At 62.6% G+C, this 21,946-nt stretch carries 18 protein-coding genes (1 of these 18 running past the window's edge); 9 read left to right on the forward strand and 9 right to left on the reverse strand.

Annotated features, from left to right (window positions below):
• On the reverse strand, nucleotides 1–63 hold the 5' end (the start) of the coding sequence (locus tag GV161_RS13350) for an acyl-homoserine-lactone synthase (protein ID WP_244624033.1). 825 nt of this gene lie to the left of the window's left edge; only the first 63 of its 888 coding nucleotides appear in the window; its start codon is at nucleotides 61–63; its stop codon lies off the left edge, out of view.
• 32 nt (nucleotides 64–95) lie between these two features.
• Here GV161_RS13350 and GV161_RS13355 point away from each other — a divergent pair, with 32 nt between their 5' ends.
• Complete coding sequence (locus GV161_RS13355; RefSeq protein WP_244624032.1) at nucleotides 96–752, forward strand: sigma-70 family RNA polymerase sigma factor; 657 nt, start codon at nucleotides 96–98, stop codon at nucleotides 750–752.
• Nucleotides 753–1,261: 509 nt separating this feature from the next.
• Here the strand turns inward: GV161_RS13355 and ppk2 are convergent.
• The gene (ppk2, locus tag GV161_RS13360) at nucleotides 1,262–2,032 is read right to left on the reverse strand and encodes a polyphosphate kinase 2 (protein WP_152014067.1); all 771 of its coding nucleotides are present in this window, start codon (nucleotides 2,030–2,032) and stop codon (nucleotides 1,262–1,264) included.
• Between the two features lie 808 nt (nucleotides 2,033–2,840).
• Nucleotides 2,841–3,752: a Crp/Fnr family transcriptional regulator gene (locus GV161_RS13365; RefSeq protein ID WP_244624031.1), complete on the reverse strand. Its 912-nt coding sequence runs from the start codon at nucleotides 3,750–3,752 to the stop codon at nucleotides 2,841–2,843.
• A gap of 1,525 nt (nucleotides 3,753–5,277) precedes the next feature.
• Between GV161_RS13365 and GV161_RS13370 the strand changes: the two genes are divergently transcribed.
• From GV161_RS13370 to GV161_RS13380, 3 genes are all read left to right on the forward strand, one after another.
• Entirely contained in the window at nucleotides 5,278–5,532 is a 255-nt protein-coding gene (locus tag GV161_RS13370) for a DUF2933 domain-containing protein (RefSeq protein ID WP_128778429.1), read from the forward strand.
• 20 nt (nucleotides 5,533–5,552) lie between these two features.
• Complete coding sequence (locus GV161_RS13375) at nucleotides 5,553–6,209, forward strand: isoprenylcysteine carboxylmethyltransferase family protein (protein ID WP_128778318.1); 657 nt, start codon at nucleotides 5,553–5,555, stop codon at nucleotides 6,207–6,209.
• A 139-nt stretch (nucleotides 6,210–6,348) separates the two neighbouring features.
• Entirely contained in the window at nucleotides 6,349–7,623 is a 1,275-nt protein-coding gene (locus GV161_RS13380) for a cyclopropane-fatty-acyl-phospholipid synthase family protein (protein WP_152014066.1), read from the forward strand.
• A gap of 68 nt (nucleotides 7,624–7,691) precedes the next feature.
• Here the strand turns inward: GV161_RS13380 and GV161_RS13385 are convergent, their stop codons facing one another.
• The 3 genes from GV161_RS13385 to GV161_RS31150 form a co-directional block, all read right to left on the reverse strand.
• The gene (locus GV161_RS13385) at nucleotides 7,692–8,369 is read right to left on the reverse strand and encodes an NrsF family protein (protein ID WP_159650691.1); all 678 of its coding nucleotides are present in this window, start codon (nucleotides 8,367–8,369) and stop codon (nucleotides 7,692–7,694) included.
• A gap of 238 nt (nucleotides 8,370–8,607) precedes the next feature.
• Nucleotides 8,608–9,075, reverse strand: a complete 468-nt coding sequence (locus tag GV161_RS13390; RefSeq protein ID WP_152014064.1) for a hypothetical protein — start codon at nucleotides 9,073–9,075, stop codon at nucleotides 8,608–8,610.
• 73 nt (nucleotides 9,076–9,148) lie between these two features.
• Entirely contained in the window at nucleotides 9,149–9,616 is a 468-nt protein-coding gene (locus tag GV161_RS31150) for a DUF305 domain-containing protein (protein WP_244624030.1), read from the reverse strand.
• A gap of 409 nt (nucleotides 9,617–10,025) precedes the next feature.
• Between GV161_RS31150 and arcC the strand changes: the two genes are divergently transcribed.
• The 5 genes from arcC to GV161_RS13420 all read left to right on the forward strand — a co-directional run bounded on the left by arcC (nucleotide 10,026) and on the right by GV161_RS13420 (nucleotide 16,980).
• Complete coding sequence (gene arcC, locus GV161_RS13400) at nucleotides 10,026–10,949, forward strand: carbamate kinase (RefSeq protein WP_128778322.1); 924 nt, start codon at nucleotides 10,026–10,028, stop codon at nucleotides 10,947–10,949.
• Between the two features lie 210 nt (nucleotides 10,950–11,159).
• Nucleotides 11,160–13,262, forward strand: coding sequence for a heavy metal translocating P-type ATPase (locus tag GV161_RS13405; protein ID WP_128778323.1), 2,103 nt, complete (start codon nucleotides 11,160–11,162; stop codon nucleotides 13,260–13,262).
• 216 nt (nucleotides 13,263–13,478) lie between these two features.
• Nucleotides 13,479–15,254 carry a DUF3141 domain-containing protein gene (locus GV161_RS13410; RefSeq protein WP_152014062.1) on the forward strand — a complete coding sequence of 592 codons (1,776 nt, stop codon included), beginning with the start codon at nucleotides 13,479–13,481 and terminating at the stop codon, nucleotides 15,252–15,254.
• Between the two features lie 188 nt (nucleotides 15,255–15,442).
• Entirely contained in the window at nucleotides 15,443–15,676 is a 234-nt protein-coding gene (locus tag GV161_RS13415) for a hypothetical protein (protein WP_128778325.1), read from the forward strand.
• A gap of 65 nt (nucleotides 15,677–15,741) precedes the next feature.
• Nucleotides 15,742–16,980: an MFS transporter gene (locus GV161_RS13420; protein ID WP_244624029.1), complete on the forward strand. Its 1,239-nt coding sequence runs from the start codon at nucleotides 15,742–15,744 to the stop codon at nucleotides 16,978–16,980.
• A 58-nt stretch (nucleotides 16,981–17,038) separates the two neighbouring features.
• Here the strand turns inward: GV161_RS13420 and GV161_RS13425 are convergent, their stop codons facing one another.
• From GV161_RS13425 to GV161_RS13435, 3 genes are read right to left on the reverse strand one after another with little or no spacing between them, the layout of a single operon-like run.
• A complete protein-coding gene (locus tag GV161_RS13425; protein WP_128778326.1) occupies nucleotides 17,039–18,166 on the reverse strand; it encodes an ABC transporter permease in 1,128 nt (375 codons plus the stop codon).
• Between the two features lie 2 nt (nucleotides 18,167–18,168).
• Nucleotides 18,169–20,934 carry a ribosome-associated ATPase/putative transporter RbbA gene (gene rbbA / locus GV161_RS13430; protein WP_152014061.1) on the reverse strand — a complete coding sequence of 922 codons (2,766 nt, stop codon included), beginning with the start codon at nucleotides 20,932–20,934 and terminating at the stop codon, nucleotides 18,169–18,171.
• Nucleotides 20,924–21,910: an HlyD family efflux transporter periplasmic adaptor subunit gene (locus GV161_RS13435; RefSeq protein WP_248310620.1), complete on the reverse strand. Its 987-nt coding sequence runs from the start codon at nucleotides 21,908–21,910 to the stop codon at nucleotides 20,924–20,926. Before GV161_RS13435 ends, rbbA begins: the two co-directional genes overlap by 11 nt.
• Nucleotides 21,911–21,946: the final 36 nt, after the last annotated feature.

Genomic DNA, 21,946 nt, shown 5'->3' on the forward strand with positions numbered 1-21,946 from the left:
AGAGCAGACCTTGATCTGGGTTAAAGACTTGGCGGTTTCTAATGTCAGCGTGGTCAGCGTCACCCGCATCTGCAAGTCAAGGAGTACGGAGGGTCGTGACAGACAGCCCGCAAAACGAGAAGACTCCGCCTCCCGCCGCCAAGGATGTTCAAGCCGCAAAACTTCATGATAGCGCGGTGCAAAACGCGTTGGTCGAGGCGCAGAAGCAGATACTTCTATTTCTCCAGCGCCGCCTCGGCGATCGGGACGCCGCCGACGAGGTCTTGCAACGGTTCTCGCTGCGGGCCCTGGAACGAGCGTCGCAGCTTCGCGATGTGGGAATGGTGCGCGGCTGGCTAGGCCGGATCCTGGCGACGACAATTGCCGACTATCAACGAGAAGCGGCACGACGGCGTCGACGCGAAATCGTAATCGATCAGGCGGACGTCGAGAACCACCCCGTCGATGAGGAGCTCGATGCGGCGATCTGCAACTGCCTCTATCGCATATTGCCGACACTGAAAGCGGAATACGCCGATATCATCTGGCGTGCGGATATCCTCGGGGAGCCACGTGAGCGCCTGGCGGCAAGTCTCGGGACTTCGTTGAACAATGTGACCGTTCGATTGCATCGCGGCCGGCAGGCGCTGCGGAAACGTCTCGAGGAGATGTGCCGAACCTGCCCAGTGCACGGGTTCCTGGATTGCCATTGCGAAAAGGCCGAACAATTTCGCAAGGCGTTCGCCGATGCCAAAGCCAAGGCCGACCCTTGAACCGACGCCCCGGCCGTTGCCGATTTGAACGCCGACAGTCTGGCTGCACCGACCGCTGCTAGTCTGGCCCGTGAAACTCGCGCGTCAAACGGTATTACGCGATAAACCAGTGTTCTCCCAAGCGCAGGCCACGTCGCTCAGGGCCATCAACCGTTTTCACTCTTCCGGGCCATGGCCGTTGAGCGATAAAACGCGTGCGTCATCACGAGCTCGACCTATGCCGTGGCCATTCGCCTAGCGCGACAAACCAGAGGCCAACCAGGTTGGCCAGCGGCACGAACGCGAGGATTGACCAAAATGGCGAGTAGCCAATTCGAGCGAGGATGCGCCCGACGGGGTAAAGAACGAGGGCGGCGAACATAACAAACGCAAACCAGTGCCAAGGTGACCAATAACCGGTCATCATATAAGAGTGGTCCATCATCGGAGCATCCTTAGGAAACAAGCTGCGGGTCATACTTTGCTGGGCGACGATGGTAGCGAAAATCGTCGGATGGATAGGGCATCAGTTACTCCGCAATTAGGCCGTTCGTCAGCGCCGCTTTGTCGTACGGGAATACGACGTTCGGATCCGGTAGGTCCCGAGCGCGATCCTTGCCGCCGAAGTCGAAGCGCGTCAGAAGGTCTCGGATGACATTGAGCCGGGCCTCTGATTTGTCATCCGCGCGGACGACGGTCCATGGCGCGAATGGGGTGTGCGTGCGAGCCAGCATCTCGTTCCGGGCTGCGCTATAGTCGTTCCAATGTTTTGTTGCGGTGTCGTCGATGGGACTGAGCTTCCACTGCTTCAGTGGATCATCTCGTCGCTCCTTCAGCCGACGCTTTTGTTCGGTCCGGGAGATGTCCAGATAGTATTTGAGGATGGTGACGCCGCAATGGGCGAGCAACTGTTCGAAGAGTGGCGCCGTTGTGAGGAACTCATCATATTCCGCGGTGCTGCAGAATCCCATCACCCGCTCGACGCCGGCACGGTTGTACCAACTGCGATTGAACAGCACGATCTCTCCGCCTGCCGGGAGATGCGGCACCCAACGCTGGAAATACCAGGACTTTTGATCGCGGTCAGACGGCTTGCCCAGCGCGACCACGCGCGTCTCGCGCGGGCTGAGATGTTCGACGACCCGCTTTATCGTTCCATCTTTGCCGGACGCGTCGCGGCCTTCGAAAAGCACGAGAACTTTCGTCCCGGATTTGATGACGTGTTTTTGAAGGCGCGACAATTCCACCTGAAGCTCGTGAAGTGCCTTGCCGGCGGCTTCGCGTTTTTCCTTCTTGCCCATCTGCAATCCTGTCATGAAGTCGATAGCGCATCCTGCCGTTGCAGGCGTTCGCTCCGGCCCGAACGGTTTCCAGGTCGAGGCGTCATTCCTCTGAACTGACCTTCGCCGAGCCGACATAGAAGCAGCCGGCGGCGGAAGCGACAGCTGTCGGCCGACATAGGGCGCGTTTTCAGCGATGGGCGGACAGAAAGCATCTCGGCGGTCATTGGCGAAGCCGTCTCCGCTGCCAAATCGACGCGAGGCCCGATCATGCCCTCCTCCTCCCGCCCTATCACCCGCCGCTGCAGCAGCTGGATTTCTTCGCGGGACGGCCGGCGCTGGACGGCGCGCGACCCTGATCATCCGGGGACACGGCCGTTATGGCATGGTCAGCGGTACGGTCGTGGGTTGCGCATGAGGCGTGGCCATGCGCTTTCTCGGAGGCTTCCGTGTTGGCATGGCCGCCGCAGCAGGACGAGGCATCTGGGGTCGCGTGCTCAGGGGTCTTGGTCTGGTCGACAGAGGGGGTGCTCATTACGATGGCTCCTGCTCGAGGGCATGACGATCGGGGGCGTGCTGGTGCTTTCGCCTCATGCGTTTCCTCTTCGCCAACTATCAAGGCTAGCCGCTGGCAGGTGGACCATCTTTAATCTCGATCAAGCGTTTCCTGCATATCCGGGGATCGCCATTCCTTCGCCGACCGGACGCTTCACCAGCAGAATGCCAAGGATCGCGACCGCGACGCCGGCCCCAGCGTCGCAACAATGGCTTCGATTCTCCGGCGGACCCTCGGGACTCCGCCGACCGGGCTGCTTTTGATTCAGCCAAACTAGGCCCAGGGGCGTCGCTCAAGCCAGCCTATCGCCGTTTCGGGATCCACACCGGCAACCTCAATAAGTCGATCTGGGTTCAGTATTCGCAATCGACGATAGTGGAATTGAACGATCCCTTCTTTGCGCATGGCGCTCAGGACGCGGTTGACATGGACGAATGTCAGGCCGGTAGCATCGCCAATCTGCTCCTGCGTCAACGGTAGCGTCATCTCTTCGATATGATTGCCGGGCCATTGCGCCCGGTAGCGCGTGAACAGCTCCAGAAGCAGGTGAGCGACCCTCTCTCGCGCCGAACGCCGTCCGATGCTGGTAAGATGGTCGAACGCGAGGCTGCAATCGCGGGCAAGCGACCGCACGAGTCGGAGGCAGATCTCCGGTTCGGTGCGCGTATGGGCGGTCAGGACAGACGTCGGGATGACGCAAACGCTCACATCCGTTAAGGCCTGCGCGCCCACCGTGGCCGGTCCCCGCCTGGACGGCAAAATCCCAAGGATCGCACCTGGCAGCGCGAACTGAACGATTTGCCGCCGACCGTCTTCCAAGAGCGTGTAGACGGCCACCCAGCCGTCGAGCAGGTTGAAGACCGATTTGCCCGTCCAGCCGATGCTGAACAGGTCGCGGCCAGCTTCAATTTTGCGATCGCCCGTGTGATAACGGGCAAGCAGACGGTGCTGCTCACCCGGCAACGCTCCGCCGACCGGCGCGCTTGCCGGCGGACCATCCTGCGACTCCTGGCGCCCCCGGCGCCGGATCAACTCATCGCCCCGCGCACAGCCCCGGCGGCTCGCCTCAGCCAACGACAATTCACGTAACACCAGTCCATTCCGCTCGCGCTCAACGGTTTCCCAATCGTCGCGGCGGAGCGACCGGGCTGTCTTTTCTGTTAAAGACGCTCGATCCAAGCTCACATTACACCTCCCGGGCGCGGAGCCCGTTCCGGCAGCTGCTTACGCAGCCGAACAAATTCTTTGATGGGAGTGTCCTGATGCCCGCTGGCGCGCGCGCCAGGGCTCTCAGCCGGGCCTAGCCGAACTCAGCCAATGCCCCGCGAAACAGGGTCACAGACTGGCCAGGATGCCCTTAGAGGTCGCGAGGCCGCGGGACTGGAGGGTCTCTGCCGAGCAGGACAAGCCGGGCCAGATCCTCGCGCGAAGGCTGCATTGCGGAGGATTCGAGCCGAAGGGTCACAACCCCTTGGTGCTGCGGTGGCATGGGCAGATAACACATGGCACACATGCTTTTGCAGCAGCGTCCATGCTGGAACGGGCAATCGCCCTCATTGGGACCAGAAACCCGCAACTCCGGAATATTCGCGTGGCTCTGCTGGCTGACCTGGCTGGCATGACCCGCATGAGCCTGCGCCGGCGCCCCTTGCGCTAGCAAGGACACCGTGCAGAAGATCAACAAGGCCAGGACCCTGAGCATACGCTCGCACCTTCAGGCTTTCCGTTGGCGGCCGCGCCGCGTCCGCTGCGCGAGAATGGACTATATCCCTCCCGCGTCGCTGAAAGAAGCCGACCCGTAGAGTCGATCATACTCTAGGCCAATGCGTATTGATTCAGATCAATCAGGTGAGCTCGACCGGGAGCCAGAACTGCCAAGCCGACACCCTTTCCGATGCGAGTTCATGGCATTCGTCGCCGTTCGATCTATGTTTGATCGAGATTAAAGTGCGGAATCCCCGGCCATGTTTTCTAAATGTCCAAGGACGTGTCCTGCGGATCGGAAATGGCAACGATAGACCCGACACCGGCAGAACGAACGCGCTGGATCGCCCTGCTCGTCTCGCGCAGCCGGCAGAGAACCCTTCTGTGTCCGTTCTTCGCGAAATGCGATGGCTTGCTCCTAATTGACCCGCTCTCGCCGCTTCGGGAATTTTGGCCGAATCGCGAGCGGACCAGCGAGTCCACCTGCGAACTCATCCTCTCCAGTGGCGCCACAAAGCTCGTTTGCGGCTTTATCGGTGGCGCTGAGCGTGAGCGCCTTGCCGCGTCTGGCATCGATATCCGAGTTGGTTCGTGCGCACGGTCGGTGGCAAGCCTGGTCCGAGACTTCAATGCCTTGCCATCCGCTTCTTTGCTTCGCGGGGACGATGCGCTGCTCGGCCCCGACGCCTCCTCCCGACGCGCGAGAGGCCTTCCATACGCGCCATACGCGCCGGCGAACACGGCTCCCAGGCCGCGAAAGCCGCGACGCTCAGACAGACACTAGGCCATACCGCGCCGCGGTGCCTTCGGGGCGGCGTCGCCGGCACTTTAACCGAGATTAAAGACTAGGCCGCTGCGGGCGCTCAACGTTCGCACGAGAGCAGAAGCGCGATTTGCCAAGCCTCTCGCGGCAGCGGCCTCCGATCCCTCGGGAAGGACAATGCCCTTACTCTCTTGGCAAGGTCACTAACCCGGCGAGCCCCTCATGGAACCGCACACCGACCACATGAATCACGAGCAAAAACCGTCGAACCGCTTCAGCGCAGCGAACATTGCTCTGTACGGCTTTCTGGCGATCGCGGCATTCTACCTGATCACGGAACATCGCGCGCATCTGCTGGGCTGGCTGCCCTGGCTTCTCATCCTTGCTTGCCCGCTCTTGCATGTGTTCATGCATGGAAAACATGGCGGGCACGGTGGGCATGGCGATGATGAAAGCTCGTCGTCATCACCGCCTGGCCAATCCCCGCACCAGCATTGATGATTTCAGCGGAGCGCCCCATGCACGACAGTATTCCAGCCTATGGTCTATGGTCCCTCGTTGTTCTGAACTCGATCGTGTTTATTTTCTTCGCGTTCAGTTTCTTCAAGCCGGCGACCGCTCGGGACTGGCGCTCTTTCGGAGCCTTCAGCGCCTTCATCGTCGCGCTCTTCACCGAGATGTACGGCTTTCCCCTAACGATCTACCTGCTCTCAGGCTGGCTGCAATCGCGCTATCCCGGCGTCGACTGGTTCTCGCACGATGCGGGCCACCTGCTCGAGGAATTCTTCGGCTGGCGTGCCAATCCCCATTTCGGCCCGTTCCACATTCTCAGCTTTGTCTTCATCGGAGGCGGCTTCATTCTGATCTCTGCCGGCTGGAACGCGCTTTATCGGGCGCAGCGGCAGCACAAGCTCGCAACAACAGGCATCTACGCGCGGATCCGGCACCCGCAATATGTCGGTTTCGTCCTGGTCATGTTCGGGTTCTTGCTGCAATGGCCGACCCTGCTGACGCTCGCCATGTTTCCCATCCTTGTATTCATGTATTGGAGGCTGTCCAAGCACGAAGAAAGCGAGTCCCTTGCCGAATTCGGCGACGCCTATGCGCGCTATATGCGAGAGGTCCCGGCGTTCATTCCCCGCCTCTCGGCTCAACGCGCCAATGTCAGCGGATGAGTGCAATTGTCGAAGCCACGTTCAACTCCCATCATTCGTGATCTCGCCGGCGCGTCTATTCAATCCACGTTAAAGTTTCCTGCCCGCTCGCGCGCATTCTAGTCGGGTTTTTGCGTCAATCGACTGAGAAAGCGCGGTCATGAATGCCCTTGTCTTCAGAACCCTTCGCCGCCTGATCAAGAAGGGTACTCTCACAATAATGACAGCCAATGGCGTCGCCAGAACGTTCGGTGATGGTGGCGGGGCGCCGGTCGCGATCCGGTTCAGAAACGCCACTGCGCAGCGACGGGTCCTGTTTGATCCTGAACTTCGCCTTGGCGAGGCCTTCGTCGACGGCGACCTCATCGTCGAGCAGGGCACCATCACGCAGTTGCTCGAGCTGCTTTTGTCCCAGGAGCACACCGGCACCAGGCCGATTGCGACAAAGATGCTGGCCGGCCTGCGCTTCGTCGTCCGGCGGCTTGCGCAGACAAACGGCCGCAAGCGATCGAAGCGAAACGTTGCCCATCACTACGATCTCAGCGCAAAACTCTACGAACTGTTCCTCGACGAGGACATGCAATACAGCTGCGCTTACTTCGAAAATCCAGACATGTCCCTCGACGAGGCTCAGCAGGCGAAGAAGCGCCACATCGCAGCAAAGCTCCGCGCCGATCGCCAAGACCGCGTACTTGACATCGGCTGCGGTTGGGGAGGCCTGGCGCTGTACCTTGCCGAAGCCTTCGACGCCCGCGTCACCGGAATCACGCTGTCGACGGAGCAGCTTGAATTCGCCCGAACTCGTGCTGCCGCGTCTTCAGATCCGGCGCGTCTCGACTTTCGGTCTCAGGACTATCGCGACGTCACCGAGCGCTTCGATCGCATCGTCTCTGTGGGTATGTTCGAACATGTTGGCGTGAATCATTACGACGCGTTCTTCCGCAAATGCCGCGATCTGCTGGATGACGATGGCGTGCTTCTGCTTCACTCTATCGGCCGTTCCGATCCACCAAGTTACACAAATCCGTGGATCGCAAAGTATATATTCCCCGGCGGATACATACCGGCGCTCTCCGAAGTCCTTTCGGCGATCGAGCGGTCCGGGCTCGTCGTCACGGATATCGAAATCTTGCGGCTGCACTATGCGGAGACGCTCAGACACTGGCGAGAGCGATTTCTAGCACACCGCGCGACGGCCGTTGAACTCTTCGATCAACGCTTCGCGCGGTTGTGGGAGTACTACCTTGCCGTTTCGGAGCTTGCTTTCCGCTATCAGGGGATGATGGTTTTTCAGATTCAGGTCGCTAGACGGCAGGATGCGGTTCCCCTCACGCGCGCCTATATCGAGCGCGAAGAGCGCCGTTTGCAGAACCTCACAGCCGAAGAGCCAGAATGCGGGCGGATATGCCAGCCGACTTTCGTGACGGTCAGTTGACCGGCTGCGCCCGGGCCGAGCATTCGCCCTCTCGCGAAGCCGAGGGTGATTGCGACCCGAGCCGAGGCTCATAATCCGAGCCAGTCGCACAGAATGCGCGGGAAGCGTCGATGAAGGAGGAATGCCGCCGCGATCGAGAAAACGCTGATCGCGCCGAGATGCCATAGCAAGACCATCGCGCCCGTATCGAGGCCGTGAAGCAGATGCAGCATGGTTGCCGGTAAAGAGAAGGCGGACAGAGCGGCGATAGCAATGACTGGTCCTCTCCACACAATGAGGCCGACCTGACTGAGGCCGAGGAGGCCGAAAAAAACGGGGACGCCGACAGCCCCGATGATCAATGGACATTGCGGGCTGCTCTCAAAGGCCAAGGCACGCCGACCCTCCTGGGAGAGGTCGAGGGCGATGGTGGCTGACTCCGAAACGATCCAGAGCCCGAAGGCGATCAGCGGCAGGAGAAGCCAGAGCCACGATCGGCCTGGGACGCGCAGCATGAGGACCGTCAGGAGACCTGTGGCGAAAATCATCGCAGAGGTCATGATCGAAGCGACGAACATCTGATCCGCCAGACGCGAGGCGAGATCGGGACGAAGAGGCTGCGCGAGCGCCAGCAGCGGCAGTGCGATCGCGAGAATGGCAGCCGCCCAGTGCCGGCGGGCCTGGATACGATTTTCGATCTGTCGAGGCCGCAGGTCGGCGACGAGCCTGTCGATCAGCTCTTCCGTTCGCGGTCGTTGCCATGCCATCCGCCGGCCTCCAGTAGGAGATTCGATCGTGCCGGCCTGGCCTTCGCGCACCGAACAGGACGTGTCGTAGCGGCACCGGCCGACTTGGTGGTATTGTGCCGACGCGTGCATCCGCCACGGCCCCACCCCTCTCTTTCGTAAACAGACGGCTCTTTGTTACGGCAGTCGTGCGTCATGACCTCGAGTTGATCGAATTCGCATGATGGCGGCCGGTGCCCAAGGCCTCGCGCCTATGTTCCTACTGAACGTGATCGCTGGAGAAAGTCTCCGAAACGGCGCGCGAAACTCCCGGAACGATGATGACGACGGTGATGTCGTAGCGATCGTTTCCAGGGAGAATGACAAATCCCCCGTATGTGACAGTGTTCTCGATCGTCATCGGATCGAGCTGAACGGTTTGCTGGCCAACATGACCGAGGCCGCCGATCGTCGCGGACACGCGCGCATTCTCGACGCGGGCGCCAGTTTGCGCATTGAACACGGCAACAACGATGTGTTGCTGATGGCGCGCCGTTCCGGCGCCGCCGTGCATCGTACTCTCCGAGTGAGTGGTTGGATGGCCTCGAACGACCGCCGCCGGCATAAGGCCAAGGTAGACGGCCAGGCCATCCGCCTGCCGATAGCCATCGTCCGCGATCGCCGCGCCGGTCGCCAACAGCATTGTGATGAGGATACCAGCGCGTTGCAGCCACGCCCGCACATCCATTTGATCCGCTCCGGTCACGATCACATCTCAAGCTCAACTATGTTGGAGCTCGACGTCAGCACATCCGTCCGACTTACTCGCCGCGTCGCCGCAACCACTCACGCATCCGATCGATTTCGGATTGCTGGCTCGCGATGATCTGCTGCGCCATGGTCTTCGCGGATTCGTCGGATCCGAATTGAAGCACTGCTCGCGCCATGTCGATCGCGGCCTGATGATGCGGTATCATTCCTTTGACGAAAGCCAAATCCGGGTCTTTCGCTTGCATCGCCTCCATCATCGGCATGTGCATGCCCATCATCGCCCGCATGTAAGCCTGCGACGCTTGCGGCAAGGGCGCCAGGCATGCCGACATGTGCTCGCCCATCGTGTCTTTGATCATACCCGTCATCGGCCCGCATGGCTGCGGTGCCGCCGCGACTGCGGGAGGAGAGGGCTGGTCCCCCACCCCGCTGTCATGGTGCGCGTCGTGCTGCGCAAGAGCGAGCGTCGGCGGGAACAGGAACGCGAATACCAGCATCGCTTTCAGCTTGGGCTGCATGGGCAGGTCCTCGTCGTCCGTTCCGTCGAGCGATCGGGGTGCGCGACCGTCGGCGCTCATTTGCCGAAAGCGCTGGAGCAGACCGCGACTTCCATTCCAACAGTAGAACAGGCCACCATGGATGAACTTAACTTCGATCAAGGATCGATCAGCGTCGGACCTCGACATTTGAAGTCCTGTCGCCCAAACCAGACGACCTGCCGTATTGGCTCGTGCGGTCGCAGCCACCCATGTCGAGCGGGGCATCGGTGACAGCGGCGCGTTTATCATTTGACGGGCTGAAAGTGGCCGAAAGCATAGGGAGAGAGTACTTCGCAACTGCCGTTTCGCCGACCGGAGGCATACCTTTCCCAGTCGAGACCGCGGCTTCTTTGCTTCCGTTCGCCGTTGGCCGCTTGGAGAGTTGACGATGCGCATTGTTGTTGCACTTGGGGGGAATGCGCTGCTGAAACGCGGAGAGCCCATGAGCGCCGACGTTCAGCGCGCCAATGTGCGACAGGCGGCTGCGGCCCTCGCCGATCTCGCTAGAAACCACGATATCGTCGTCGCTCATGGAAGTGGCCCGCAAGTGGGATTGCTCGCCCTTCAGGCCGCCGCGTTGACGGAGGTTCCACCCTATCCCCTGGATGTCATCAGCGCCGAAAGCATCGGCATGATCGGCTACATGATCGAGCAGGAACTCGCCAACGTCCTCCCTCCGGCCACTCGACTGGCCACTTTGCTGACCCACATCGAGGTGGAGCGCGACGATCCCGCGTTCAGCCGTCCCGAGAAGCCGATTGGTCCGATTTATACGGCCCATGAGGCCGAAAATGCCCGCGCGGCGCATGGCTGGCCCGTAGCTGAAGAGGCGCCGGGCCGGTGGCGGCGCGTGGTTTCCTCGCCGTTGCCGAAACGGATCGTCCAGATCGAGGTCATCCGCATGTTGGTCACCGCGAAGGTCGTCACGATCTGCGCTGGCGGCGGCGGAATTCCCGTTGTCCGCGACGCTGCTGGCGACCTTCAGGGGGTCGAGGCCGTTATCGACAAGGATCGCGCCGCCGGACTGCTTGCCGCAGACCTCGCCGCCGATGCATTTCTCATGCTGACGGATGTCGATGCCGTGTATCTCGACTGGGGTACACCCCAGCAACGTCCGGTTCGACGAGCGCGGCCCGCTGAATTTGCGGCCCACCGGTTTCCGCCCGGCTCCATGGGTCCGAAGGTGGAGGCAGCCTGCCAGTTCGCTGCGACGCCCGGCCGGATTGCGGGCATCGGGCGACTGCAAGACGCCCGGGCGATCCTCGAGGGCAACGCCGGAACGACCGTCATATCAGATGAGGCCCATTCGTGATCCCTTCTCCGAAGCCCGTGACGGAGGCTCCTCCCGTCCAGCTGAGGCGACGCGCAGACTGAACTTGATCTGGATTAAAGATTTCAGGGCGCGCGGCAGCGAGGTTCGTGATCAGGACGTTGTCGCTTCCCGGTTATGATCAGTGCGGCAGAGACACCGATTGCCCGCCATGGCGAAGCTCTGGCCGGACCACCTGACGGACGAGGACGCATGAGCTCACCGCATTCCCATCACGACCACCACGATCATCAACAGCACGCGGGCGCCAAATCCGGGCCTGATGCCGATCAGGGTGGCGCCAAGATCGTTGCGGCAGCCGGGTCCAGCCATTCGGATCACGCCGGTCACGACCACGGAGCCATGGTCGCCGACTTCCGGCGCCGATTCTGGGTCACCTTGGTCCTGACACCTCCGGTACTAGTGCTCTCGCCGATGATCCGGGACTGGCTCGGCCTCACCGATCTTCTGTCCTTCCAAGGCGACGGATTGGTCCTCTTCGTGTTGTCGACCATCGCCTATCTCTACGGCGGCTGGCCGTTCCTGACCGGCTTCTTCTCCGAGCTGCGCAAGGGCCAGCCGGGAATGATGACGCTCATCGCACTGGCGATCTCGGCGGCCTATTTCTTCTCCGCAGCAGTCACCTTCGGTTTCCCAGGGGAGGCATTCTACTGGGAGCTCGTCACCCTCATAGCCATCATGCTGCTCGGTCACTGGGTGGAGATGCGCTCGGTGATGGGCGCTTCGCGCGCACTGGAAGAGCTGGTTCGTCTCTTGCCCGACAGTGCGACCCGAATCGACGCTGACGGCACGACGCATGAGGTAGCGATTTCCGATCTCAAGCCGGGCGACCACGTCATCGTCCGCCCGGGCGCTAAGGTGCCGGTCGACGGCGAGATCGTCGAGGGATCGTCAGGCTTCAATGAGGCGATGCTGACGGGCGAATCGCGTCCCGTCACCAAGACCGTCGGCGCGACGGCGATCGGTGGCGCGATCAACGGCGCGAACGCGGTCACCATAAAAGTGACCAAGACGGGCGATTCGACCTATCTCGCTCAGGTCATTGATCTCGTGAAAAAGGCGCAGGCAACGCGCTCGCGCACCCAGGACATCGCCAACAGGGCGGCTGCTTGGCTGACCTATATCGCCCTTGTCGTCGGCTTCGGCACGCTGTTCGTTTGGTGGATCTGGCTCGGCGCGCCCCTTGAATTCGCGCTTGAGCGCATGGTCACCGTCATGGTCGTGGCTTGCCCGCATGCCCTCGGCCTCGCCGTTCCGCTGGTGGTCGCCGTCAGCACATCGCTGAGCGCCAGCAATGGCCTTCTGATCCGCGACCGCGCAGCGTTCGAGCGGGCACGCAATCTCGATGCGGTCGTGTTGGACAAGACCGGCACACTCACGGAAGGCCGCTTCGGTGTCAGCGACGTCGTGCTGCTCGCAGGGGGTGACGAGAATGCCGAACTCGCCTTTGCCGCCGCGGCCGAGAACCAGTCTGAACATCCGATCGCGCACGGGATCGTCGCCGAGGCGAAGCGCAGAAACGTCGCCATTCCGAAAGCCAGTGAGGTGAGCAACATCACGGGCGAAGGCATCGTCGCGAAGGTCGACGGGCAGGACATTCGCATCGTTAGTCCCGGACATCTCGCCCGGCAGGGCAAGCCCATCACCCACGAGAAGCTGAAGCAGCTCGAGACGCAGGGCAAGACAGTGGTGGCGCTGCTGCGCGACGGTGAACCGCGTGCGCTCTTCGCGCTCGCCGACATCATCCGCCCCGAATCCAAGGAAGCGATCGACGAACTGACGCGGCTCGGCATCAAAGCCATCATGCTGACAGGCGACGCGAAGGGCGTCGCTGAAAGCGTGTCGAAGGAGCTCGGGATCGCGGAATATTTCGCGGAAGTGCTGCCCGACCAGAAATCCGACAAGATCAAGGAACTCCAGGCCCGCGGCCTCTCCGTGGCGATGGTCGGAGACGGCGTCAATGATGCGCCGGCGCTCGTCCAGGCGGACCTCGGCGTCGCCATTGGGGCAGGCACCGACGTGGCCGTGGAGTCGGCGGACGTCGTCCTCGTCAAGAGCGATCCGCGCGACGTCGCCGCGATCCTCGGCCTGTCGCGCGCCACCTATCGCAAGATGGTGCAAAACCTAATCTGGGCGACCGGCTATAACACGGTCGCCATCCCGATGGCCGCCGGCATCACCTTCGGAACAGGCTTCCTGATGACGCCGGCCATCGCTGCAGTTTTCATGTCCGCGAGCACGATCATCGTCGCCATCAATGCCCAGTTCCTGCGCTTTTACCGCAGACACGGCTGACGAGCGCTCACGGTCGCTGCGACCGCGGCGACCGGAAGGGCGGGCCGGTGCTGTCCTTCGGCGGTTGGGCGATCGTAGAGCAGAGAACTTGGCGGCTGATGTGGCCGGCGCTTCGCGCCCAGGCGGATCGTCTTTAACGTCCGTCAAGGACGGGAACGCCGGCGCGGCGCTGGATCCGGTGCAAGTTCAGCCCGTCATGCTTCAAAGGAGCATCCGATGCCGGTCACCAGCCCTGCGCAACGCGACGAAAGTGGTTCAATGCCCCCGGCACCGCTGGCGCTTCCGGCGCTGGCTTCTGCGCGATCTGACATGCGTGATCCGGCCTCGGCCAGGCACGCGGCAGGGATGCTGTTCGACCCTACGGGGCTATGGGCCTATACGATCGATGCATGGCAGCGATCGGTGCTGTTTTGGGATGTGCTGAGGAAGCGGGCGAACGTCATGCTGGAGCACGAGGAGGCTGGCATGCCACCGGTGCTCACCTTTCAGTACGAAATGCTGTTCGATGCGAGGCGGTTCGAGCGCCCCGCGAATTATGCGCTGCTTCGCATCACGACCGCCGGAACAGAGCATGCGGACGTGTGCGTCGACGAAGCCAAACCTCCCGTCATCGTCATGGACCCCCGCGCCGGGCACGGGCCCGGCATCGGCGGCTTCAAGCGGGACTCGGAAATTGGCATCGCGTTGCATGAAGGCTTTCCGGTCTACTTTGTGAGCTTCTTTCCGGCGCCGAGCCCCCACCAAAGGCTTGTCGATGTCCTGCACGCGCTGCATCGCTTCGTCGACGAGGTTGTCGCAAGACACCCCGGTAAGACGCCAGTCCTCTACGGCAATTGCCAGGCCGGCTGGGCCGCCATGCTGGTCGCGATCCATTGCCGGGCGCCCGTCGGCCCGATCGTCCTCAACGGCTCTCCCCTCTCCTATTGGGCGGGAGAATCGGGTGCGAATCCGATGCGGCTTGCCGGCGGCCTGCTCGGTGGAAGCTGGCTCACGCATTTCGTTGGCGATCTCGGCGATGGCCGCTTTGACGGCGCCTGGCTCATCCAGAACTTCGAGACCTTGAAGCCCGAGGCGGCGATCTGGGACAAATACGCAAATCTGTACCTCGATGTCGATCGCGAGGAGGAGCGGTTCCTGGAATTCGAGCGCTGGTGGAATGCCTGGTATAGCTTCAGCCGGGAAGAGATGGTCGAGATCGTCGACCATCTCTTCATTGGCAACGAACTCGAGCAGGGCACGCTCGACCTCGGTGACGAGGTGACGATTGATCTGCGCAGCCTGAAGAGCCCGCTGGTCGTCTTTGCCTCGTATGGGGACAACATCACGCCGCCACATCAGGCCCTGGCTTGGCTAAAAGCCGTCTACAAGACCACGAATGCGTTGAAGGAGGCAGGCCAGCGGATCGTCTACCTGACGGATCCTCGCATCGGCCATCTCGGCATCTTCGTCTCCGCGTCGGTCGCGCGCCTTGAGCACCGCGCCATCCTCGATAGCCTTGATGAGGTCGCCAGTCTCGCACCCGGTCTCTACGAGATGAAGATCTCCAACCCGACCAATGATCCCGACTGCCGCAAACCCCAATACAGCGTCGCCTTCGAAGAACGGCGTGTTGAGGACCTGGCCTTCAACAACCCGCGCAAAGCCTTCGAACGCGTCCGGCAATTGTCACAGGCGAACGAAACTCTTTATGGCAATTTCGTCAGCCCGTGGGTGCAAGCCATGGCTACGCCATGGTCGGCCGAGGCGCTCCGATGGCTGCATCCGATGCGAACCAGCCGCTATCTGCTGTCCGAAAAGTTTTCGCCCTGGATGCATGTCATAGCGCGGCTCGCGAACGCCGTCCGCACGGCGCGCATGTCGGTTTCACCCGACCACCCGGCGCGCGCCGCTGAGCGTGCGTTCAGCGAGCAGATGGAAGCAGCGATCGAAATCGCCCGCGAAGCTCGGGACAGCGCCGAGGAGCAGCTGTTCCGTCGGCTCTACAGTTATTAAGTGTCGCCGACGCCATCGCCCTGGGAATCTGACGGGAGGCCGACCGCCGCCCTGCGGTGGGCGCAAGCCTTCGCTTGATCCCGGTACTTTCAGTTGCGACATCCTCGCAAAACTTGATGCGAATTAAAGATTCAGACGGGATCACCACCTAGCTCTGGCGAGTAATACGCAGCTTTCGGCAGGTGAGAATGGACGATGATGACGATGCGAGCCCATCAACGTTCGCTGCCCGGGTCGCGATCGGCGCTGACGTCGCGTCGCGTTTGGCGGACCATATTCTCCTCATCCGCAGTCGGCACGGCTTTGCCGCTTTCCCCGGCGCGGAGCATGTCTTTCATCCGCAATATTCCCACGGCCGTGCGAGAGACGACAACAAGGTGGCTTCGCGTTCCGAAGGCATTCGGCCAGTCGTTTATTTGTGAAGATCTCCGAATGTCGCCCGTTCCTGTCCGATCAGCCCGCCAGTCTAGTGCCAGGCCAAATCGGCATGGCCGTGGCTGAGCCGGCGCGGCTAACCTGGACCGCGCTGTCGGCGGTGCTCGTCGCGATGTTCGCGATCACGGTCGGCTATGGTGTCGCCTTGCCGATCCTGCCGTTCCTGATCGAACAGGTCGCCGGGAAGACCGCGCCTCAGGCCTTGTCGTGGCATACGGGGCTGCTGACAGGGGCCTACATCATCGCCATCTTTGTCGGCGCTCCAGTCTGGGGACGAATCTCGGATCGCTGCGGACGCAAGCCGATCATCCTGCTGGGCCTGGTCGGCTTTGCAGCGACGACGGGATTTTTTGCCGTTACCGAAAGCCTTCCGCTTCTCTATCTTGGCCGGTTTCTTGCCGGACTTTTTGCCGCCGCCATCACCCCGGTCGCCTATGCTCTCATCGGTGATCATGCGCCGTCAAAAGAATGGCGCGCCCACCGCTTCGCGCTGATCAATATCGCCGGCACTGCCGGGTTCTTCATCGGTCCGCTGCTCGGCGGGCTTGCGGTGCGCGTCGCCGGCAAGCTCTGGGCGCTCTCGCCTGACCGATCGCTGGCGATGCCTTTGCTCACAGCGACAGGCCTGGCGGTCATCGCAGCAATCCTCGTGGTTCTTCTCCTTCCTGCAGGGATAGAACGCAACCGCGTTGATGCGCCACCCGACGCCGCACAGATCGAGCGTCGCGCCATGGTGCGGCTTCTCGCGATCGCGCTCGTGGCCGCTCTCGCGATCGGCGTTTTCGAGGTCGGGCTGGCATTGCGCGGCAAGGTTCTCGGACTCGATGCCGCACATATCGGCATCATGTTCGCCGAATGCAGCCTCGTGATGGCCATCGTCCAGGCCTTGGTGTTCTCGCCTCTCATCAAACCAGAACTCACGCGCTGGTTCATTGCGCCCGGGCTCGCGACCCTGTCCGTCGGGCTCGTCGTCGTCTCGCTTGTGAGCGGCTCGGTCTTGATGTCGATCGCCGTTGCGCTGGTGGCGGCAAGCGCCGGCATGCTCTCGCCAGTTGCCACATACTGGGCGTCCCTCGGCATCGCGACCAGCGAGGGCGCGCAGCTCGGCCGCATGACAGCCGCAGCCAGCCTCGGTCAGGCGCTTGGATCGGTCGCGGGCGGCGCGTTGTTCGATTTGCCAGTCTTGCCCGATGCCAGCTTCGTCCTCGCCGCTCTGCTCGTCCTGGGAACGCTGCTCGCCAGCATGCGCCTGCCCCAGCTCCTGATGCCGGACACGCCCGCGAGCAAATAGCTGCTGGAGACGAATGTGCGCAACCGCGCAAGCCTCGTCGCACCCTTGAACGCAACTCCTACGACTGACGCGACAACATCGCCTTGAAGCGATAAAGCGCAAGCGTAACGAAGGCCGCGCCAAGCCCAGCCATGATCAGAAGATCCCGCCAAACAACGGCGATGCCCGCGCCGCGGTAGAGGACCGCTTGGGCGAAGCGCACGAAATGGGTCGACGGTGAGAGGTCCATGATCGCCTGGAGGGCCCGCGGCATGCTCTCGAACGGCGTGAACGAGCCCGACAACAGAAACATTAGGACAAAGACCGGAATCGAGAGCAGCGCAAATTGCGGCATGGAGTTCGCGACCGTGGCGAGCAGAATGCCGAGCGATGTCACGGCGAAGAGGTAGATCGCCGTTCCAGCGAGAAACAGTTCGATCGAACCGACGATCGGTGTGCGCAGGACGACCTCGACGACGACATGAAGAGAGAAGGCGGCCGCGAGAAGAATGACCAGGCCATTCGCCCAGACCTTCCCGGCGATGATCTCGCTGGCGCTCACCGGCATGACGAGGAGATGTTCGATCGTGCCGTGCTCGCGCTCGCGCATCACCGCGGCGCCAACCAGAATGATGGCGAGAATGGTGACGTTGTTGATGACGCCCATGCTCGCGGTGAAGCTGATCGCTTCGAGATTCGGATTGAACATCGCGCGGATCACGGCATTGACCGGAGCGAGGGTCTCGGCGGGAGCTTGCTTGAGGAAGCTGGTCGTTTCCTGCGCGACAATCTGCTGGATATAGGCCGTGCCGACACCGGCCTGAGAGATGCTGGTTGCGTCGACATTGACCTGGATCGCGGGGCTACGACCGGCCAGGAAATCAGCTTCCAGCCCGTGCGGGATATCGATGATGAAGGTGAAGGCGCCCTTGTCCATCAAGCCGTCGAGGCTCGAGCGGTCGATTTCGACCGGAGGCCGAAAATAGGGTGCCCGCAGCGCGTCCTTGATCCGGCCCGAAAGAGTCGAGCGATCGCCGTCGATGACGGCCACCTTTGCGTCATTGACGTCCGTTCGCATCGCTGTCGCCTCTGAATAAACGGCGAAGGTGAAGACGTAGGCGATGAGCACCACCATCACGACGTCACGCGACAGACTGGCGAATTCCTTGACGCCGAGACGGAAGGCATTTTCGATCCAGCGGCGCATCGCTACGCCCCCTGTTTGCGGATCAGCAGCCGCGCGAGCAGCAGGAATCCCAGCCCGAAACCGGCCAGCACAATGAGCTCGCGGGTGAAGGCGGGTGTGTCGAGTCCCTTGGCGAAGACCCCCAGGCTGATCGTCTGGAACCAGAGCGGGGGGAAAGACAGGCCCATGATGCGCCCCGGGCCCTCCAGCGAGGAGGCCGGGATCAGGAATCCGGAATAATGGGCCGCGGTCATCGCGGTCAGGATCGCGGTGCCGAAGATCGCTGCCACCTGGGTCGAGACGAAGGCCGAAACCAGGAGGCCGAAAGCCGTAGCGGCGAAGACATAGAGGACGGCCGCCAGAGAGAGCGCCAGCAGCGAGCCCTTCGGCACGACGCCGAGTACACCGCCGGCAAAGGCCAGCAAGCTCAGATAACTCAAGATCCCGATCGCGACATAGGGGAGCTGCTTGCCCAGCAGATATTCACCCACCGTCGCCGGCGACGCATAGACGTTCGCGATCGAGCCCATCTCCTTCTCCCGGACGACGCCGAGGGCCGTCAGCATGGCCGGGAAGATGATCAGCAGGAGCATGATCGATCCGGGCGTGATCGCAAAGACGCTGCGGAAATCCTGATTGTAGCGAAAGCGCGGTTCGACCCGCAGCGTCTCCGCCGGCGGCCCGTCTGCCGCGCGCGAGGCGCGCGCGAGCTCGCCGGCATAGGTCTGAAGCGTCCCCAGGATATAGGCGCGAGCGGTCTCGGCGGGGAAGGTGTTGCCGCCGTCGAGCCAGAAGCCGATTTCGGGACGATGCCCTTGCAACAGGTCGCGCCCGAAGCCAGGCGGGATGTCGATGGCGAACTTCAGCTCACCGGCGCGCAAGCGCCGATCGATGTCGATCTCCTCGCCAAGGCGTTCCTGCTCGACAAAATACCGGGAGTTCGAGAACTGATCGAGAAACGCACGGCTTTCCAGCGACTGGTCGCGGTCGAGTACGGCGTAACGCAGGCCTTCGATATCGAAGGAAATCCCGTAGCCGAACGCCGCCATGAGTAGGAGGGGGCCGACGAGCGCGAAAGCCAGCCGAATGCGGTCCCGGCTGAGCTCCAGCGCCTCGCGCCGTGCGAACGTCCAGATCCGCTTCGCCGACGCCAGGAGCGGCCGTGGCGGCGCAATGGCGTCGTCCTTGGAGGCTGGCGCAGCGGGCTCGGTTGACCAGGCACCCTCACTGGGCGTCTCCGCGTCGGATCCGGTCGCGGCGGCATCCTCCAGGTAGGCGACGAAGGCGTCGTCGAGGCTCGCAGCCCCGCGCGCGGTTTGAAGCTCGTGTGGCGCGCCGACGGCCAGCACCCGACCGGCATGCATGAGAGAGACGCGGTCGCAGCGCTCGGCCTCGTTCATGAAGTGCGTCGAGATGAAAATCGTCACCCCGTCTTTGCGCGACATCTCCACCAAAAGGCTCCAGAAGCGGTCGCGCGCCGCCGGGTCGACACCTGACGTCGGCTCGTCCAGGATCAGGACGTCCGGCCGGTGCAGACATGCCGCCGCCAGCTGAAGCCGCTGGCGCATGCCCAACGGCAATGCGTCTGGCAGCGTCTCGGCGACATCAGCGAGTTCGAAGCGCGACAAGCCTTGTTCGACACGCTCGACGAGCGTCTTGCCGCCAATGCCACAGAGCCGCCCGTGCAATTCGAGATTGCCGCGCACGGACAATTCTTCGTAGAGCGAGAAGGTTTGCGAGACGTAGCCGATCCGCGTCCTAGTCGAGATATCACGGGCGTCCACGGGCTTTCCCAGAAGCTCGGCGCGTCCTTCCGTCGCCGGCAGCAGCCCGGTCAGCATCTTCATCGTGGTCGTCTTGCCGCAGCCATTGGAGCCGAGGAAGCCGAAGATCTCGCCTCGCTCGATGCGGAAGCTCACATGGTCGACCGCGGTGAAATCGCCGAAGCGCATCGTCAGGCCTTCGGCCACGATGGCCGGGGGCCCGCCATCCGGCACAAGACGTGGCACGGACGACACTGGGCGCGCGCCGCGCCGCTCTGGGCGCTGCAGCTCGATATAGGCTTGCTCGAGCGTGGCGGCGCCGGTCCGGGCGAGAAGCTCCGCCTTGCTGCCGTCGGCGATGATCGCTCCATCATCCATGGCGATGATGCGATCGAACTCGCCGGCCTCCTCCATATAGGCGGTCGCCACGATCACCGTCATGGCCGGCCGCTCGGCCTGGATACGCGCGATCAGCGTCCAGAACTGGCGGCGCGACAGCGGATCGATGCCCGTCGTCGGCTCATCGAGGATGAGAAGATCGGGATCATGCACCAGCGCGCAGCACAGGCCGAGCTTCTGTTTCATCCCGCCTGACAGCTTTCCCGCCGGCCTGTCGGCAAAGGTAAAAAGCCCGGTGACCCGCATGAGCTGATCGATCCGTCGACGTCTGCGGCCGTCCGGCTGGCTGTAGAGTCGGGCGAAAAAGTCGATATTCTCCATGACCGAAAGCGTCGGATAAAGATTGCGTCCGAGCCCTTGCGGCATATAGGCGATCCGCGGCGCGGCCGCGCTGCGGTGGGACGCCGAGGCCATGTCACCGCCGAGCACGCGAACCGAACCGCGCTGGATGCGCCGCACCCCCGCGATCAGACCCAGCAAAGTCGACTTCCCAACGCCATCTGGACCGACAATCGCAAGCTTGCAGCCCGTTGATATCAAGAGCCCGAGATCGCGAAGCGCGATCACCTTCCCATAGGCCTGATGGATCGCCGAGAGGCTGACGGCTGCTGCTGACTCAGCCTCCATCGGGCAGCCTCGGCGCAAGCTCGGCCGGCCAGTTCGCGTTGCCCGTCACCGGGACATAGGCGTTGCCGGTCATGCCCGCCTTCACATAGCCCCGCTCGGAGGCCACAAGGGCCGGATCGAGGTGCAGCTTGACGCGATACATCAGCTTCTCGCGTTCGTTCGCGGTCTCGACGAATTTCGGCGTGAACTGCGCGTCGGCGGAGACGAAGGACACGGTCGCCGGCAGGACAAAACCGCCCGGGCCATCCAGCACGAGGCGGGCTTGCGAACCGACGGCCACACGACCAGCGGAGGCCGTCGGCAGATAGATGGTCATGTGCGCATCCGAAAGATCGAAGACGGTGAGGACCCGCCCTCCGGCGCCGACAACCTCTCCGGTTCGCGCCAGCCGGTACTCGACGCGGCCGGACACCGGCGCCCTCAACGTCATGTCGGCGATGGCGGCTTCGATCTGGCTGACCTGCGCCTCGGCGACCTCCACCGAGGCCTTGGCGTCCTCGACTGCGGCTTTCGCGGTCAGCAGCGAGGCTCGTGCGATGTCGCGCTGTGCCGTCCGCCGATCGAGCTCGGCCTGCGTGGAGGTATTCGTCCGCATGAGATCCACGACACGCTGGAGCTCGATTTGCGCGAGATTGAGTTCCGCCTCGCGTAGCGCGACGCTGGCTTCAGCGCTGGCCACGCTCTGATGGCTGCGATGGACAGCAGCTCTCGCCGCCGTCAATTGCGCCCGGATCTCGCTCGTATCGAGCCGGGCGAGGACGTCGCCCTTGCTGACGTTGGCCCCCTCGTCGACCATCACTTCGGCCAGACGGCCGGCATATTTGCTGGTGATGTCGACCCGCTCGACCTCGATCCTTCCATTCACCCGCGCTAACCCCGCAGGCACCTGGTTCTGCGTTCGTAGCCAATAGACGTAGGCGCCGGCCGCAGCGGTGGCGACCAGCACGGCGACGACGACAACGGACGATCTACGCACCATAGATACCCCTGAACAGCGAGCGCCCGCCGAGCA

The organism is Bosea sp. 29B (genome assembly GCF_902506165.1).
Taxonomy (GTDB): Bacteria; Pseudomonadota; Alphaproteobacteria; order Rhizobiales; family Beijerinckiaceae; genus Allobosea.

What these genes read in the sequence shown, in the direction of transcription:
- GV161_RS13420 (WP_244624029.1), top strand. Translation starts at nt 15,742, where the DNA reads ATGGCCGTGGCTGAGCCGGCGCGGCTAACCTGGACCGCGCTGTCGGCG.
- GV161_RS13380 (WP_152014066.1), top strand. Translation starts at nt 6,349, where the DNA reads ATGAATGCCCTTGTCTTCAGAACCCTTCGCCGCCTGATCAAGAAGGGT.
- GV161_RS13370 (WP_128778429.1), top strand. Translation starts at nt 5,278, where the DNA reads ATGAATCACGAGCAAAAACCGTCGAACCGCTTCAGCGCAGCGAACATT.
- rbbA (WP_152014061.1), bottom strand. Translation starts at nt 20,934, where the DNA reads ATGGAGGCTGAGTCAGCAGCAGCCGTCAGCCTCTCGGCGATCCATCAG.
- ppk2 (WP_152014067.1), bottom strand. Translation starts at nt 2,032, where the DNA reads ATGGGCAAGAAGGAAAAACGCGAAGCCGCCGGCAAGGCACTTCACGAG.
- GV161_RS13390 (WP_152014064.1), bottom strand. Translation starts at nt 9,075, where the DNA reads ATGGATGTGCGGGCGTGGCTGCAACGCGCTGGTATCCTCATCACAATG.
- GV161_RS13415 (WP_128778325.1), top strand. Translation starts at nt 15,443, where the DNA reads ATGGACGATGATGACGATGCGAGCCCATCAACGTTCGCTGCCCGGGTC.
- arcC (WP_128778322.1), top strand. Translation starts at nt 10,026, where the DNA reads ATGCGCATTGTTGTTGCACTTGGGGGGAATGCGCTGCTGAAACGCGGA.
- GV161_RS13405 (WP_128778323.1), top strand. Translation starts at nt 11,160, where the DNA reads ATGAGCTCACCGCATTCCCATCACGACCACCACGATCATCAACAGCAC.
- GV161_RS13410 (WP_152014062.1), top strand. Translation starts at nt 13,479, where the DNA reads ATGCCGGTCACCAGCCCTGCGCAACGCGACGAAAGTGGTTCAATGCCC.
- GV161_RS13385 (WP_159650691.1), bottom strand. Translation starts at nt 8,369, where the DNA reads ATGGCATGGCAACGACCGCGAACGGAAGAGCTGATCGACAGGCTCGTC.
- GV161_RS13425 (WP_128778326.1), bottom strand. Translation starts at nt 18,166, where the DNA reads ATGCGCCGCTGGATCGAAAATGCCTTCCGTCTCGGCGTCAAGGAATTC.
- GV161_RS13375 (WP_128778318.1), top strand. Translation starts at nt 5,553, where the DNA reads ATGCACGACAGTATTCCAGCCTATGGTCTATGGTCCCTCGTTGTTCTG.
- GV161_RS31150 (WP_244624030.1), bottom strand. Translation starts at nt 9,616, where the DNA reads ATGCAGCCCAAGCTGAAAGCGATGCTGGTATTCGCGTTCCTGTTCCCG.